Origin of the sequence: Collinsella sp. AM40-7AC, assembly GCF_003468125.1 — a bacterium.
Lineage (GTDB): Bacteria > Actinomycetota > Coriobacteriia > Coriobacteriales > Coriobacteriaceae > Collinsella > Collinsella aerofaciens_O.
In genome coordinates this window covers 22,982-39,358 of record NZ_QSGK01000010.1, presented here as the reverse complement: position 1 = coordinate 39,358, position 16,377 = coordinate 22,982, and the positions used below count along the sequence as shown (strand labels likewise).

General features: G+C 58.8%; 11 protein-coding genes. 2 read left to right on the top strand and 9 right to left on the bottom strand.

Translation table 11 applies throughout. The annotated features are described in order from the left end of the window. The first annotated feature begins 162 nt into the window (after positions 1–162). Positions 163–1,737 carry a lipopolysaccharide biosynthesis protein gene (locus DW892_RS08515; RefSeq protein ID WP_233524980.1) on the top strand — a complete coding sequence of 525 codons (1,575 nt, stop codon included), beginning with the start codon at positions 163–165 and terminating at the stop codon, positions 1,735–1,737. Between the two features lie 196 nt (positions 1,738–1,933). Here DW892_RS08515 and DW892_RS08510 read toward each other — a convergent pair whose 3' ends face one another. Beyond that, positions 1,934–2,773 carry a metallophosphoesterase gene (locus tag DW892_RS08510; RefSeq protein WP_117629084.1) on the bottom strand — a complete coding sequence of 280 codons (840 nt, stop codon included), beginning with the start codon at positions 2,771–2,773 and terminating at the stop codon, positions 1,934–1,936. 253 nt (positions 2,774–3,026) lie between these two features. On the opposite strand from DW892_RS08510, the gene DW892_RS08500 reads away from it, so the two are divergent. Then, positions 3,027–4,628 carry a potassium/proton antiporter gene (locus DW892_RS08500; protein ID WP_117766915.1) on the top strand — a complete coding sequence of 534 codons (1,602 nt, stop codon included), beginning with the start codon at positions 3,027–3,029 and terminating at the stop codon, positions 4,626–4,628. A gap of 326 nt (positions 4,629–4,954) precedes the next feature. On the opposite strand, the gene DW892_RS08495 is transcribed toward DW892_RS08500, so the two are convergent. The 8 genes from DW892_RS08495 to pglX all read right to left on the bottom strand — a co-directional run bounded on the left by DW892_RS08495 (position 4,955) and on the right by pglX (position 16,361). Beyond that, positions 4,955–5,146 carry a hypothetical protein gene (locus tag DW892_RS08495; protein WP_117583757.1) on the bottom strand — a complete coding sequence of 64 codons (192 nt, stop codon included), beginning with the start codon at positions 5,144–5,146 and terminating at the stop codon, positions 4,955–4,957. Between the two features lie 27 nt (positions 5,147–5,173). After that, on the bottom strand, positions 5,174–6,526 hold the full coding sequence (locus DW892_RS08490; RefSeq protein WP_117639679.1) for a hypothetical protein: 1,353 nt from the start codon (positions 6,524–6,526) through the stop codon (positions 5,174–5,176). Between the two features lie 93 nt (positions 6,527–6,619). Next, positions 6,620–9,001: a protease Lon-related BREX system protein BrxL gene (gene brxL, locus DW892_RS08485; protein WP_187365015.1), complete on the bottom strand. Its 2,382-nt coding sequence runs from the start codon at positions 8,999–9,001 to the stop codon at positions 6,620–6,622. Positions 9,002–9,012: 11 nt separating this feature from the next. Then, entirely contained in the window at positions 9,013–11,721 is a 2,709-nt protein-coding gene (gene pglZ, locus DW892_RS08480; protein ID WP_117766913.1) for a BREX-1 system phosphatase PglZ type A, read from the bottom strand. Positions 11,722–11,744: 23 nt separating this feature from the next. Beyond that, positions 11,745–12,713, bottom strand: a complete 969-nt coding sequence (locus DW892_RS08475; RefSeq protein ID WP_117766911.1) for a hypothetical protein — start codon at positions 12,711–12,713, stop codon at positions 11,745–11,747. Between the two features lie 153 nt (positions 12,714–12,866). Beyond that, the gene (locus DW892_RS10325; RefSeq protein WP_147346272.1) at positions 12,867–13,325 is read right to left on the bottom strand and encodes a hypothetical protein; all 459 of its coding nucleotides are present in this window, start codon (positions 13,323–13,325) and stop codon (positions 12,867–12,869) included. A gap of 42 nt (positions 13,326–13,367) precedes the next feature. Continuing rightward, positions 13,368–13,865, bottom strand: coding sequence for a hypothetical protein (locus DW892_RS10510; protein WP_187365014.1), 498 nt, complete (start codon positions 13,863–13,865; stop codon positions 13,368–13,370). Positions 13,866–13,874: 9 nt separating this feature from the next. Then, positions 13,875–16,361: a BREX-1 system adenine-specific DNA-methyltransferase PglX gene (pglX, locus tag DW892_RS08465; protein WP_117766909.1), complete on the bottom strand. Its 2,487-nt coding sequence runs from the start codon at positions 16,359–16,361 to the stop codon at positions 13,875–13,877. Between the last annotated feature and the right edge of the window lie 16 nt (positions 16,362–16,377).

Below are 16,377 nucleotides of genomic sequence, written 5' to 3'. Positions count from 1 at the left end.
ATGCCGGCACTCGGGGACGTTCCTAAAGTGCCGGCACATAAGGAACGTCCCCGAGTGCCGGCTACTGAATGGCGCCGCCGAAATTATCGAACAACCTGTTCAAAAACACGAACGAACACCGTCGCGTCTATACTAGAGCGCAGCAATAGAAAGGACTCCGCTTTGAGCATCACGCCCATCGATAGCATTCGCCGCGCCATCGCCCGCCGCAATGGCGTCGCCGACCCCACCGTATCGGACGGGGCGCACGGGCAGGGCGGACGCATCGAGAACGGCCTGTTCCCCGCATCGCACACCGCCGAGGAGCTCGCACGAATCCAAGAGCTAAGCCAGCGTAACGCCGGCGGTCCCGACAGCAGCCAGGCCACACGCCGTCGCCGCGAGCGCGATCGCCAGCCCGGCCCCATCCACCGCATGGTCAATGCCTGGTGGAACCGCCTGCTCGGAGCCGTCTACGGCGGCGGCTTCTCCACGCAAGAAGCCGAGTACGAAGATCACGCCACCCGTCGCGACTACCTTTGGAATACCCTGGGCACCGCCGTATGGGGCATGGCGTTTCCGCTGCTCACCATCGTGTCCACACAGCTCGTGGGCGCCGAGGAGGCTGGCAAATTCTCCATCGCCTTTGTCACCGGCACGCTCATCATGATCGCGTGCAACTACGGCGTGCGCAATTTCCAGGTCTCGGACATCGACGAAAAGACGTCCTTTGCCTCTTACCAGCTCAACCGCTGGATCTGCGGAGCGCTCGCGCTGGCATGCGGCCTGGTATACAGCAGCGCCCGCGGCTACGATGCGCAGATGGCCACAATCGGCCTGGGCGTCTACCTGTATAAGGTGATCGACGGCATTGCCGACGTGTACGAGGGCCGCCTGCAGCAGGCCGACAAACTCTACCTGGCCGGCATGAGCCAAACGCTACGATCCGTCGGCGTCATCGCGGTCTTTAGCGTGGTACTGTTCCTCACGCGCAGCATGCCCATCGCCGCCATGGCCATGGGTGTTACCGCGATCGCCTCGCTCGTTCTGGTCACCGCGCCGCTCGCCCTGCTCGAAACCGAAAAATCGCGCCGCGTGAGCCTGCGCGAGGTCGGTCACCTGTTTATCCAGTGCGCCCCGCTTTTTGGCGCGCTGTTCCTGTTCAACCTTATCGAGAGCATGCCCAAGTTCGTGATGGAAGGCACGCTGGCCTACAAGTATCAGCTGTACTTTAATGCCCTGTTCTTTCCGGCGCAGGCTATTTTGTTGAGCATTGGATTTATCTATAAACCGCAGCTTCTGCGTTTGTCGAGCATTTGGGCTAATCCTCGCAAGCGTCGTCGCTTTGACCTGATTATTGTTGCCGTTATGGCACTGATCGTGGTCATCACCAGCGTGTGCGCCGCATTTATGGCAGGTCCCGGTATTCCCCTCATGAGCTTCATGTACGGCCTCAATTTTGAGCGCTACCGCACGCTGGCACTGCTGATGGTTGTCGCCGGCGGCGTCACCGCGGCCATCGACTTTCTCTACGCCATCATCACGGTGCTGCGCCATGCCGGCGACGTCACCAAAATCTACCTGATCTGCTTCGCCGTAAGCGTAGTGCTGCCGGTGATCCTGATCAACCTGCTGGGTCTGATGGGCGCCGTGGTGAGCTACCTAGCCATCATGGCCCTACTCCTGGTGCTGCTGATTATCGAATACGCCCACATCCGCCAACGCATCGAGCGCGACCGCAACCCGTACGGCGTCTAATTCGAATCAATTTGAAGAAAAGAAACGTCGATGTTTTGGCACCGACAGCGAGCAGTCTCAAAGTGCCCCAGGTTGGCGCGAAAGAGGAGCGACGCGTACTTCCGTACGCGAACGACGGTTTGAGCGACAAGATGGGGGTGCTTCGGGGCTGCGCAGCATCAACGTGGCCGCCGTTCGGTAGAACGGCGGAACAAAGTTATTCCCCGGGGCGAATATTCGCGTAGAACTCCGCCCCATCATCGAGCCGCAGGATGCCCACGCGACCGAACTCGGAGCCGGTGGCGGCAGCGCAGTCGATGTCGATGCGATCGGGCACACCGGCGGCATCCTCGCCGCCCAGGCGCACGATCTGCCCGCGGCCCGACTCCTCATCGAGCCCCGCAAGACCACCGACCTCGCAATAACGCCCGAGCGACACCGTTGGCGTGTGACCGCTCACCACGACCGGACCCTTGCCCTCGGCAGAAAGCAGCCCGGTCGGCGCATCCCAATAGCCGTGACGAATCCACAGCAGGTCATCGGCCGACTGCACCGCGAGCATCTGCTGCAGCAGCTCGCGATCGGCACCCACCGCTCCAACGCCATCGGCACAATCGACGCCATGCTCAAGCAAAAACGCGCGCGCCGCCTTCATCTCGATTCCAGCATGTACCAGCAGATACGGGCGCTCCTCGGTCTCGGCCACCGCGTAGAGCGGCAGCGCGGCCATCCATCGCACGAGCTCCTCGTATGCGTCAAATTCCATGTCGTTGAGCTGCTCGCGCGTCGTCCAGCCACCGTTGATATCCCAGGTCTCGGCATCGAGCGGATCCTGGCCAATGATGGCATCGAGCATGATCTGCTCGTGATTGCCCTTGAGCACGCGGGCGTTGGGCAGCGAGCGCACGAGCTTAATAACGCCGACCGGATCGGGCCCGCGATCGATCATGTCGCCCAGCACGTACAGCGTGTCGTCGGACGCCAGCGAAATCTTAGACAGGGCCTCGTCAAGCGCACGCACGTGCCCGTGAGCATCAGATGTCACATAGATCGCCATGGTACGCCTCTCCTTGCATTGCGGCCGAAGCCCGGCGCCGCAACTAAAACTTCAAGTTGAACTTAAACGTTACCCATTGTACTCCGTTGCAATAAAGCTGGAAAGGGTTTCCAAGCAGAGGCAAAGACGGCAGCCGTCTATGACGATATCGCGCACGCCCGCAATCCAACCCCATAAACCCACCATCTTTGGGTACAAATAACCGCAGACAACTGACCGTGCCACGCCAACCACCCAGGAGCGGACACCATCCATGAACCAGATCCTTCTCTTTATCGGCCTCGTTATTATTCTGTGCCTGACCATCAAGCCCGTCGGCAAAAAACTCCCCTTCCCCACCCTGCTCATCTTTATCGCGCTCGGCATGCTGTTGGGCGTCAACGGGCCGGCGCACATCGAATTTAGCGACTACGCGCTCACCGAAACCGTCTGCAGCACGGCGTTGCTGTTCATCATGTTCTACGGCGGCTTTAACACCAATATCGACCGTGCCAAACCCGTTGCCGTGCCCGCGGTATTGCTGAGCACGCTCGGCGTCGTCATCACTGCTGGCATCACCGGCGTGTTCGCCCACTTTGTGCTGGGCTTCGACTGGATCGGCGGCCTGCTGCTGGGATCGGTCGTGGCGTCCACCGACGCGGCCGTCGTCTTTAGCGTGCTGCGCGAGCACAGCCTTTCGCTGAGGGGCGGCACCGACTCGCTGCTCGAGGTCGAATCGGGCTCCAACGACCCCGTCGCCTACATGCTCACCGCCGTGCTCGCCACACTCGCAGCCGGCGGCGACATCAACATTCCCGCACTGCTGGCCAAGCAGATTATCCTGGGCGCGGGCCTGGGCCTTGCCATCGGCTGGGCGGCGGGCCGCCTGATTGAACGAGCGCACGCAACGGCCGAGGGCGCGCAGACCATCTTTTTGTTCGCCGTGGCGATCGTCGCCTACGCATTGCCGAGCTATCTGGGCGGCAACGGCTTTTTGGCCGTGTACCTGGCCGGCATTGTGCTGGGCGCGAGCGACATCACCGGCAAGGTCGAGATGGCGCACTTTTTTGACACCCTCACCGAGATGGCCGAGATGACCATCTTCTTTTTGCTGGGCCTGCTCGTCACGCCCGCGCGCCTGCCGCAGATGCTGCTGCCGGGCCTGGCGCTCATGGCGTTTATGCTCTTTGCGAGCCGCCCCATCGCCGTCGGTCTGCTGCTGGTGCCCTTTAAGACGAACCCTCGCCAGGTTGCACTCGTAAGCTGGGCGGGCTTGCGCGGCGCGGCTTCGGTCGTCTTTAGCCTCTTTGCCGTGGTAGCCGGCGTTCCCGGTGGTCACGACCTGTTTGACCTGGTGTTTGTGATTGCCGTATCGAGCATTGTGGTGCAGGGTTCGCTACTGCCGGCGGTGGCGAAGAAACTCGATATGATCGATGCGGCCGGCGACGTACGCCGCACCTTTAACGACTACCGCGACGAGGACGGCATGTCGTTTGTAAAGCTCAAGGTGAGTGCGGGCCATCCGTTTGTCGGTCGCTCGCTCGCCGATATTGGCAGCGCGACGGACATGCTCGTGGTCCTGGTGCTGCGCGACGGGGCGCATCCGGTACTGCCCAATGGCGACACCGTGATCCAGGAAGGCGATCTGCTGGTGATGGCAGCCCCAACGTTCGAAGAGCGTGCCGAGGTTACGCTGCGCGAGGTCACCGTGACGCCCCACGGTCGCCTGGCCGGTCAGCGCCTGCGCGACGTGCCGCAGGGCAAGCACCCGTTTATCGTGGTGATGCTCAAGCGCGAAGGCCAGACGATCATCCCCGACGGCGACACCCTCATATACGCCGGCGACGAAGCCGTCATCGCCACGCTGGCGTCGTAGTGGCTAGGGGTAGCCGTCCCGAATTGACCATATTTGAGCATAAATCGCCCCGGCTAGGATCTCGTTGCGGACAATTAGCGTCTCTCAAAACTAAGTGAGTAGACTTTTACCGAATCGCCGACCACGTCACCAAAGCACAAGTCTGTGACCTGCGAGTTTGTTAAAGCAAATTTGTCGTGTGCTCAGGATTTCCAATAAAGCCTACTCACTTAGCCAGCAGGCAGTCAAAATAGAACGGTCGCGAGCTCATTAGACTCCATTGCGACGGTTTATCGTTCATCTTCGCGCAGCCGCGGGTGCAGACGCCCCGTCTCAAATTAGCTACCCTAGTCATCGTCGACGGCAAAGTCGCGGAGGTCGAGACCCTCGCGTTCGGCTCGGGCTAGGAGCTCTTGGGGCGACTCGTCCTCGATATCCATCACGTCGAGCATGGCAGCGGGAAAGCCAACGCCTGCCGCACTCCCCGCACGATCGAGCTGACTCTCGCGCAGCTGATCTACATCAACGTCGATCTTCAAGATGAAACCTCCTACCAGACCAGGACCCTACTCACTAGCACCGAGCGCGTCCACGGCAGCAACAAAAGCCGCAACCTGCTTGTCGTCCATCTGCGTGGCCAGGCGCCCCACGGGTTCATCGTAGGCGAACTGCACCTTATCGATAAAGCAATCCCAAGCACGCTCATCTACGCGCACGGCGGCCTCGCAGTACTGGCTGAGCTTTTTGAGTCCATACCAAAACGCATTCACATGGCGCGCAGGATCCTCATCCAGCACCCCATCGTAGCGCCGTCCGTTAAACTCACGCATGCGCGCCACGGCAACCTCGAGCGAGTCGCCGCCGTCGGCCGAAGCCTCGTCCACAAGCTCGGGAATCGCAACCTCGCGCCGGACATTGTGCCTGGTAGCACCGTCGTACTCGCCCACCAACACGTCTTCGTCAAACCGATCATCGTAGTCGAAATAACTGCTACCCCGGCAAATCCCATGCAGCGAACCGGTGCCAAAGGCACGGAACAACCCGCCATCGGCAACAACGCACCTATAAGTCTCAAACGACTTCTTAACCTGAGAGAGCAACTCGGAAAGCTCTCCGGCATCGCACCCCGTCTCGCACGCGACGCAAGCAGACTTCGGCAACGATACCGGCTCCACCGTGCTCCCTGCAACGCGGGCAGCGCGTTCGGCCCGATACGCTTGGGCTGCCAAGTGCGCTCGCTGCGCAGCACCGCGCACATTAGTAAGCTCGCGCTCCAGCGCCACATCGCCAGCCACATCGCTCGCAAACGCGTCAACACCCTGCGGGCCGGTCGCACTCAGCTCGGACTCAAACGTCGCCGTGATCATGCCGGCAAGGTCCGTTGCGTCGGCGGCACAACGCAGTTGCTCCAACTGCGTGCATAGCAGATTGGCATCCAAGGGTGCGGCATCCACAACGCGCACGTCGCTCAGACGCGCCGCGCCCTGCAACACCAAAGCCCCCGCAGCATCGTATGCCGCACGAACCCTGTCCGCCGTATTGGCAAGCAGCTTTACCTCGATAAACGCAAGCGTCTGCTCCAAGCGGGCCAACAGCTCGGCCTTGTCCTCCATACGCAAAAAGGCAGCGTAGCGCCGCTCCATCTGCAACGGGCCCACAACGCCTACCTGCTTGCGAGCGCGCGCAAGAGAATCAAATTCAACGCGGCGTACATACCCGTCAACGGCCCGCACGGCAGACTCACGCGCAGCACGCTCGGCAGCCTCGACGCCCCCGATCACGGCCAGTAGCTCGCGGGAGCGCGCCTTGCGCAATAACTCCCCGCGATCGTACTGCTCAAGCGCCGTCTGACGCTTGGCTACCGACTCAAAGCCAAACAGCTCATCGAGCAGCTCGCCAACAGAACGTTCTTCCGCCATGGCAAGGCCTCCTCACGCGCAGCGCGCCACCATGCTCGCGGGCTCACGTGCGCATCAAACGCCTCGCGCACGCAAGCCCGCACGCTCGCATCCCTATAGATCCAACGCCTTCTTCGCAGCATCGACCGGGTCGCCATCCATGTAGAACACCGGGCTCAACCCCGAGATAATCTCGGACGAAACGCTCTGCAGGCCCGCGATGGCGCTCAGCGGCAATATCACGCGCTTGGCGCCGGCGTTTTTGGCCACGCGCATGATGTCCTCGAGCCCGCGGATCTCATCCATAGATCCCGACATGCGCAAGATTCCCGGAACCGCCAGCGCGGACATCACCGGGCGGTTGCACGCCGCGGAGCACAGGCCCACAAACTCGGCAAGCGAGACTTCTTCGGACAGACCCTTGCTCTGCAGGTCGTTATAGAACAGCAGGTAGTCCTTTGAGCCAATGTGCATGCCCGGCGCCACACGGTTCGCCAGGTTCACAAAGTTGTCGAACGCGGCCTCCAGCGTATCGCGTACCGGCTTGTTAAAGGCAACGCCCTCGTGCTTAAACTTGCACTCGCCGGCAACGGCCTTGTTCTCCAGCTTGTACACGGCAACCTCGCCGCCCTGCGACCTGCCCACGCCAAACACGTGACCGGACAGCAGCGGGCCATCGGGAATCAACGTATCCTCGGACTGCTCGGGCACGCGCACCACGTGCACGTCCTGCGGATTGTCGGCATCCATATAGCCCAGGTTGACATCGATAAACTCGACGCCCGCCATAATCTTGAGCTGTTCCTTTACACGGCGGCGGCCCTCGATGGCGTAGTCCAGCAGCCAGCGAACGTCGTCCTTGTCCATAGCCTCGTCGGGGAACAGCAGCTTGGCCAGGCCGCTAAAGGACTTGCGCACGGCGATCTCGTCACGCTTGTTAAAGTCGCTGTTAAAGCGGAAGTAGCGGTCGATATGATGCGTAAAGTCCTTGCGGCGCATCTCCTTGCAAAACTCCGATAGGCAGTCGGTGATTAAGCCGTAATGCCCGGTCAGCAGACTCGAGCGCATCTTGGGAATCTCCCAGCCCGGCAGGTAATAGTGGATACGGTCGAAAAAGGCCGAATCGTTGTTAAACTCCGGCGGGAACGGATCAAACAGGTGCGTGGTCTTAAGGACGTTTTGCACGGTGTCGTTGATGTTGCCCTCAAAGACCATGGAGGCGTCGGCGTTGATCTGGTCGCGGCCACGCGCGTAGCTGCCACTCGCCATATAGTCCTTCATGATCTGCACGGCATTGGTGTCCTTAAAACGCATGCCGGCGACCTCGTCGAACGTCACGCAATCCCAATGGCCCACCAAGCCCACGCGATCGGCGCGCATGGAGTTCATACGGCCGAACAGGTTGGCCGTGGTGGTCTGCCCGCCCGAGAGCAAAATGGCGTAGGGCGAAACCTCTTTGTAGATATGGCTCTTGCCGGTGCCACGGGGACCAAGCTCGCACAGATTGTAGTTGCGCTCGATCAGCGGCACCATGCGCTCGATAAAGTGCAGGCGCTCCTTCTCCGAAAGCTCGCTGGGCTCATAGCCGGCAGAGCGCAGCAGCATGTTGAGCCACTCGTCGCGCGAGAAATACTGACGCTCCTCGATCATTGCGTCCAGGTCCAGGTTGGGCATCTGGATGGGCGTGAGCGACGCCACGCTAAACGGAGAGTCCTCGGGTCCGCGCTTTTTGCGCTTGGCCTTGGAGCGGCGCGGCGCATCGTCGCCAAAGACTTCCATGCCAAACTCGTCTTCCTCTTCCATGGGACGACGATACTCGATGCTCATAATGCACCAAATACCACCCTGAAGAATCTTGGAATAGTCGCGCACGTACTCGGCCGGCATCACAAACGGCTCAATGGTCAGGTTGGCAAACGACGCCACGTAGATGTCTTTGTACTCGTCGAGCTTGGCCGTCACCTTATCGATGATGGTAAAGCGACCCAGCTCGCGGATCTTGGACTTAATGCGCTCGGACTCGTCGGGACGCACGTAGTTATCGGTGAGAATCTTGCGGATGCGCTGCAGACCCTCCGCCACGGCATCCTCGTCGTCGGTTGAGCAGTACATGCCCAGCAGGTACTCCAGCACAAAGGTAGGCACGTTGGCGCCACGCTTCATAAGGGCCGTGAGGTCCTTACGCACGATCTTGCCGCCAAAGTGCTCGAGCAGCTTACCGTCCAGTACATCCATGTCGTAACCGTCGTCCTCGGGAGCGTCGGCCACGGCCTGGGCATAGCCATCGGTCGAGGACTCGTCCTCGGCGGGCGCCGCAACCTCATCGGGTACCGCGGCCACCGTCGGCTCCGGGGCAGGCGCGGCAGCCACGGCCTCTGCAGCAGTCTCAGCCTCCGGGGCGGGCATGGCCTCCTCCGCAGACACCGCAGCCTGCACCGGCGCATTCACATCAATCGAGGGAACTTCCCACAGATCGTCGTCATTGCTATCAAACATAGGGCACACTCCTAAAAACCAAAGTCAGCAACAGGGGCAAACGAAACAGCGATGGCGTACGTCTCGCGCCAAACGATCTTGCCCGTTTCGCGCTCGCGGCAGACCAGATAGTACGGACCCTTGGCCGAGAATCCATCCGCTGCACGCAGCGCAAACTTGGCATGCACCACGCGCTCCTGCGAGTTAGCAGAAGTCTTGTTGGCATGCGCCTTGACCGTATCGCTCACCTCGTTGCCGCTTGCGTCGGTAAACACCAGCTCGTACTCACACGGCAAAACCTTGCCTTGGGCGGGTTCTTCCTGGATCAAGTTGACCGAGAAGAGCGAGTTGGTCACTCGACGTCCCTCACTTAGCACGCGCAGCGTCGCTGCGCGCGTATCGACAAAGTCCTTGGAACCCGAGCGCGCACGCCAAAATCCGATAACGGGCACGCAGAGCTCCTGCAGGCTCATGCCGCCGTGGACGTAGTTGTTAGTGCCGCCGGGACGCTTGAAGTGTACGTTCTCGCGCGGGGCAAACCCCTCAAAACCGGCGCCCAAACGTCCCATGTCAACATTAACAAACACCTCGCATGCCTCTTCCGAAAACTTGACCACGGCCTCGTTGGGCACCACCAGATGACGCTTGCCGTGCATGACAGGAGCGTCAAGGAAGGGAAGGTCTGGCTTGCCGAGCATCTGGCACTCGTTGAGCTCACGACGCGTGTAGATAAAGCCGTGATCCGCCGTTATAACAACACGCGCGCCCGGGGCGTCAGTGCACACGCGGCGCGCCAACGCGGCAAGTTCCTCCACGGTGTCCGCGCAGGCATCGAAAACGTCATCCTGCGTAGCGGCCTTCTCGCCCGTGGCATCGATCTTGTTGTGGTAGAGATAAACGAGCTTGGAATCTTTGAGCAGCGCTTTGCGCTCGGTTCCCGCCATGTTGAGGTATGCGCTCGAGCGCAAAGCGCGGGCCGTGGGCTCAACGTGGGTAAGTACGGCCTCGCGCTGCGGAGTCGTCGCAGTGGGCATGCCGTCAGCCAACACAAACGAGCCATCCGCTGCAAGTTCAAGCGCTTGGTGCGGCAGCAGCGCGGGCATGCCCACCTCGGTGATGGAGGGAAAGACCGCCTGCATGCTAGAAACCCTGACGTTGCCGCCGCGCTCGCGCTCGAGAAGCGCCGCGACATCACGGGCCACCTCATAGCGCAGCGCGTCGCTTACGATAACGACCGTCGTTTTGGCAGACCCCACAAAGGTGGGCAGCACATGCCAGTAGAATTCATCCTGCCGTGCAGGGCCATCGATGTAGCCGCAATCGGCCCACTCCCCTTGCGCAGCGGATGTCCAGCAGGCATTGGCATCGGCCAAAAACCAGTTGCTGTAGAGATTCTCCGCCCAGTCCACCACGGCTCGGGCAGGCTCCTCGAGCACATCGCACTCGACAGAGCGCGTCCGCAAATACGCGGTGCACATATGGCGATAGGCAGCATCCATGGAATACCAATCGGACGTATAGGCATCCCACACCCGCTGGGGTTGCGCCAGATGGAACCCGCCCGCATGTGCCTGCCTAAATGCGCACATGTCGGCCACAGCGGCAAGCAAGCCAAAGTAGCTCTCGACACGGCGGCACCAGCTTAGGTCGCAGCGATGCGCCGCAAAGGCGCGTGCGTCCTCAACACGGTCTGCACCCTGGGCAAACGAGCTGAACAACTGCGAGAGCACAGCCTCATTGACGCACGGGAACACATCAAGCGAGGCCAGCACATCGATCGGCAGAGCCCCAAACCGCACAAAGAGTCCGCGGGCATCCTCCACCAAACGACAGATCTCAAATAGGTCCTCGCTCGATGCCTGGGTATCGGCGGCCTGGTCCCACGTGCGCACCGCCTCAAGGCAATAGGGGCCGTAGGCGGGAGCCACATAGCTTTCGAGTCCCTTGAGCGCTCCCTCGGGAAGCGCGGTAGACGCCGCTGTAAGGAGCACATGGGATGAAAGCATAAGCAATGAGTCGCGCTCATACAGCGGCCCCTCAAATCCATAGCAGCGAAGCATAAAGGCAGAGAGCACATCGCGCACGCAGTACTTGCCCATCAACTCGGCCAGCGCCTCGGGACCCTCGTGCAGCAGCGTGGTCATACAGCCGCGCAGCACAAACGCGGGTCGCGCGTCGCCAAGCTCTTTACCGCCAAATATCACCGTAAGAATGCCGAGTTCGATATCGGATACGCCCGCGGCATGCGGAACACACGCGGCAAACTTAGCGCAGCGGGTCTTGGCATCAAAGAACGTCTTGTGCTCGCGCAGACTCTCGCGCACGGCATCGATATTCTCGATACCCAACTGATCGGCCAAAAGCGAAAGATAGTCAGCCTGGAACTGATCGGCATACAGCTCGACATCGGCAAGCCAATCGCCCTCAAGCCTGCCGCGCGGGCAACGACGATACAACAAGATATCGCTCGCAAGGTCATCGCGGTTGATAAGTTTCTTGACCGCAAACATGCGGCCCTCGCAAGCCTCAACAAACCGCACCGGGCGCTCAAAGTCCCCGTGAGCGGGCATGACGCTGTCATCGGCCCCCGCGCCGTCGAAACCCTCGGCGGCCAATCGCTCAAACTCAGGGGCAAACTCGCCGTCCGCATCGTGCCAAACCACCACACGACGGGGCATGCATGCGGACAACGGCTGCAAAAACCGCAGCTTAAGCTGTTCTTCTACATCGATCTTGGGCATGAATATCCTTACCGTATCTGCAGTTACTTGATCTTTGCCAGTACATCCTGAAACTTGGCGTAGTTGACCTTGACGCCGTCATCCAGGTCGATCTTAATCATCTGGTCTGCCAAGTGGTGCAACTTCTCCTCGTAGCCGATGGTCTCTTTAAGCTGGTCATTGAGCTTTTTGACACGCTTATCCAAGCGCACGCGCTCACCACGCTCAGCACTGGCAAGGGCATCGTTGGCATAGCCGATCTGCGAGCGATAGCGCTCCTGCTGCTCATGCACATAGTCGGTTCGGATGCGAGCCAACAGGTCGGGCTGATAGCGATGCATGTAAACAAGGCACTTGAAGCCGTTCTTTTTGCCGCTGTCGAACAGCCAGTAGATGGGGCGCTTCTTATAGGTCTGGCAGTGGTCCTTAAAGAAGTCCTTCAAAAAGTAGGTGCGGATGACCTCGCGCGAGGTGCCCTTGCCGCCGAGCGCCTCGGCAATAAAGGCCAGGTTCTGCTCGAGCGTCTCCTCGCCGTACACGGTGCGCACAAAGTCGATAAAGTAGCGCACGATGTCGTCGTCAAAGTACTCGTCGTCGGTAATGGGCAGCACGTTGTCGGCATCGGGCATAAAGGTCACATGCGCGGGATCGGGCATCTTGGCCCGATAGTCGTCGACCGTGGCACCCTGATCGGCCAGGACCAAGCCATCCACGTCCAGCGAGTAGCGGCCAAACATGCAACCCACGGCATAGCTTATGAGCGAGGTAATCTCGTCGCGCTTGGTGCGCACGTATTTGTTGCCCTTATAGCTCTCGGGAATCTCGTCAGCAGTGTCGAAGATGCACGCCACCGAGACGTACTTATCCTCGACCTCGATGGGCACCTCCCCCTCCATGTTGTAGATCTTGGCAAAGATTCGGTTGAGCTCTTCCTCGTTAGCGCGAAGCTGCTCAAAGCGAGCATTGACCTCGGCCTTGCGGGCTTCGTATTTATCGGCCAAAAGCGTTGTCATTGTGCCGCCTTCCGTTTCCCATGGTCTTTCAATTAATCGGTCGCCGTGAAGGAATCAGGCTCGAAGCTCAGCCCCATGCACAGCGCGATGCCGGTGCATCTCTCGCTCGAAAGCAGCTGATTCGTCTTAATTGCGCGATATGAAATCGCTCTCCTATCCAATGGAAGCTTTCAAATCGACTTCATGCCACACGTATTTGCCAAACACTCCCAATGCTGGACTAAACTCAAATGCGCTTTCTCGAGATTCGCTCCCTTCCGAAATTACAAGGAGCAATCGAGATCCCCCCAACAGATCGCGAGCGTTCCCACAGCGACAAATCGCGTGATAATCCTGCGGACCGACTGTATTCTCGGTAATCAAAAATGAAAGCGTCGCCAAACCAGATGGATCAAAATAGGGGGTACCATGAGCGGGAACGTCACACATGTGTGGCTCCCTACACTTTATTAAATCGAGCTGCAAAATCGCATCCATAATCGCAAAGTCCTCCGACTTTTCCTGATCAACGCACTTCAGCTCAATGCATATTTCTCTAGTCTCACCACGCAGAAAACGATCAACCGCCTGTCGGTCGTAATTTTGAGGTTCATAAATACAACAATTAGACATGGTTATTACCTTTCGAAACTACAGCCTCCTTGCGGAAGCAGCTTATCTTTGGATAATTTGATCTATTGCGCTTCCGGCAATAATACCCACGGCATCGGCAGTCCACTTCAGCGCCGTAGGCGTCTCTTTTAAAGCCTTGTCATGCTGACCGCGGCCAATCAAAGCAAGGCCCTTTTTCGTTATTTGTAAGCCAACGCTTTCTTGTGAAAACGCCAAATAATCGGCATCTTTCAACGACTGAATGCACCCAGCAACATCGACTGCCGGAATACCCCAAGCAGAAACGTCGATTTCGGAAATACGCTTGTTTTCAAGCTCGATAATCTGCCACAGCAGCTCCCTAATGATGTATGCATCTATAGGACGCTTCGCATCACAGGGGATGATCCACCTGAATGGGAAGGAGGTTTCTTTTACCGCACCAGAAATCAAATCAGCCCTACACCAGGCGGAAACATCTCGTTTATCGGCATTCCACTTTTCAGCACACTCCGCTGTAGTTCGTTTCGTCTCTTCGACAAGTTTGTAGGATTTAGCCACAACGCTCACCTACAACAGCGGATGACGTTTGAAATCCCAAGAGGTTTCAAACGAGTCGCAATCTAGCCTTGAAATGCCCAGACAATAATCCACCAAACCATCAACCGTCCCATGCTCAGCAGGCTCAATAGCGATGGGAAGCTTGGCGATATCACCGGGTTGGGCGTTTAGCGTGGGAACAAGGAAGGACGTTGCCGTTGCAATAACGGATGAGTTAAGCAACCCAAGCAAGTACTTCATATCGCAGACAGGAGGAAACATAGCCACGGCCGCAGAGTCAAACAAAGACCCGGAAGGCTGCATTCTAAATGCAATCTGCCCAGACGTAATTCTTGAATACGTGATGCACGATAAGAAGGCAATTGAATCCTTTATCCTGGATGCGCCAGGTGCCGCGGAAAGAGAGCGGCCATTCTTGGCATATTCAATAACGTGATCCCTGTTGCCATACCATTTCCTAAAGGAACCACCCTTATTGTGCGGATACCATTTTGCATCTAGGCTCAAACTGGATTCAGCAGAGTTACAAGCGACGCTCATGTCCCCAAGAGAGCATTCAAACCAATAGCGCAAAAAACGATCGTTATCACTTGTCTGCAAACCGACCTGCGGCTTGGCAAACAAGCCAAGCTTTTCCTTATTCGTAAACGCATCCAGAAGGGCATCGCTGGCCCAGTAGGCTATGGGGGTGCCGGGGATTTGTTTGAAGGTGTCGGCGTCGCGACGGTAGAACCAACCACAGTCGGGGTTCTGGATGGCCTCTAGCGCCTTGGGAGCCTGAACCGCGGGGCCAGTAAAATCGGCAAGACGAACGTATCCGCCTTTATAACCATCGATATGCGAGTTGTGATAGGTAAACGTGCAGATGGGCACGGTTGCCCCTGCAAAGCCAGAATACTCGAGCTGAATGAGCGTGGTTAGGGTCTTGTCATCGATAAGCCTATTTCGAAGCTTCTCGTAGCTACCGATAAACATCCAAACAAATGGAGTCATCATTCCGACTTCGCCGTGCTCGCCAGCAAAGTCCATAATGCGCACGATGAACGAAGAGAACAGGTCGCTCTTCACGTCGGGATAATTTCTCTTGACCCACTTGCTCATGAATGGATTAAAGCTGCTGCTGCCCATATACGGAGGATTCGCAACGGTGCAGGTAAAACGACGGGACAGCTTTTCACAGATGACGGCAGCGCTTTCGAGCTTTGTATTGGTCGTAGCGGCAAAAAGGTCATCGGAACAACTCGCGGCGGCAGCCTTGAGCTCGTCGATCTCGTCCTCTGAAGGATTGAGCAGCGAACCAATCTCGCTCAAATGACTCAGCTCCTCGGCGAGCTTCTTGTTACCCGGCAGCTCGTCCTCCCCCAGCGGGATACTCGAGAGCACGGTAACGTCGGCGCGAACGCCACGCCTAAAGAAGCGACGGTCGTGCTCGCGGGCGCACATAGCAAGCGCCAGCTCCGCGATCTGTGCCGCGCGGGAATCGATTTCCATACCTGCAAGGTTTTTAGTAAGAATGAGCTCGGGAATCTCGCGCTCACGATAGCCGCGCTCCTCGTACATATGGAAGAGCAGCTCAAACGCATAGACCAAGATATGGCCCGAGCCGCATGCGGGGTCGCAGAGGGTTATCTCCTCGGGACTCGAAATGCGGATGAAGTCCTCGTGCTCAGCATCGGGCTCGATGTAATACTCCATGCGCTCGCGTAACGAACTCCCCGGATTGTTGAGCATCCACAGACGGCCGAGCGAGTTCTCGACCATATAGCGTACGATCCACTCGGGGGTGAAGAGCTGCGTGGCGGGCGCGATGTCCGCCGCCGCTGCTTTGCGTTTTGCCTTGAAGAACTCGTCTTTGACGTCAGCGTTGTAGTACTGATACATCCAGCCCAGAACGGTCACGCCCTTGCGCCAGTCCTCGTCAGCGAGGATGGTGTTGAGTTTGCCCACCACGCCGTCGGACATCATGAGGCCCTGGGGCAACAGCAGCTCCATGGCTCCGCCCACGCGCTCAAAGACGCCCGGCAGGCAATCGGAAAGCTCCTCGCACTGAGCAACAAACAGGTAGCGCCACAGTGGTTCATCCAAGCCCACCATCTTGAGCTCGGCTATGCGATCGGTATCGGCCGTCGCTATCTCTACGTCCAGTGCGTTCTCCACGGCCTCGCTGCCATGGCTGCCGTCCGCACGACTCAGCATGCGCATACGGCTGGGAAGCCATCCGCGTGCATCCATAAAGCGAATAGCCACGATGCGATTGAACCAGGTGTAGGCCGCACGGTCGCGCAGCGCCTCGTGACCCACCTCTGCCTGCATGCGCAGCAGTTCGTCGCGTTGCTCAATCTCAGCCGGACTTAGGGGCAGGCCGTTGACGGTCTCGGACCCAACGGGCGCGGGTGCAGGTTCGGTGATGCCGTAGCGCACCATCTGTGCCTCCACGCCTTTGATGAGCTCTGTACGGGCCCAGGTGCAGAAGCTCTTAAGAGCAGAATCGTTCATGGTTGATGAGCCTTTC

Coding starts and splice junctions, on each gene's coding strand:
- DW892_RS08510 (WP_117629084.1), bottom strand. CDS start 2,773: ATGGCGATCTATGTGACATCTGATGCTCACGGGCACGTGCGTGCGCTT.
- DW892_RS08500 (WP_117766915.1), top strand. CDS start 3,027: ATGAACCAGATCCTTCTCTTTATCGGCCTCGTTATTATTCTGTGCCTG.
- DW892_RS08490 (WP_117639679.1), bottom strand. CDS start 6,526: ATGGCGGAAGAACGTTCTGTTGGCGAGCTGCTCGATGAGCTGTTTGGC.
- brxL (WP_187365015.1), bottom strand. CDS start 9,001: ATGTTTGATAGCAATGACGACGATCTGTGGGAAGTTCCCTCGATTGAT.
- pglZ (WP_117766913.1), bottom strand. CDS start 11,721: ATGCCCAAGATCGATGTAGAAGAACAGCTTAAGCTGCGGTTTTTGCAG.
- DW892_RS08475 (WP_117766911.1), bottom strand. CDS start 12,713: ATGACAACGCTTTTGGCCGATAAATACGAAGCCCGCAAGGCCGAGGTC.
- DW892_RS10325 (WP_147346272.1), bottom strand. CDS start 13,325: ATGTCTAATTGTTGTATTTATGAACCTCAAAATTACGACCGACAGGCG.
- pglX (WP_117766909.1), bottom strand. CDS start 16,361: ATGAACGATTCTGCTCTTAAGAGCTTCTGCACCTGGGCCCGTACAGAG.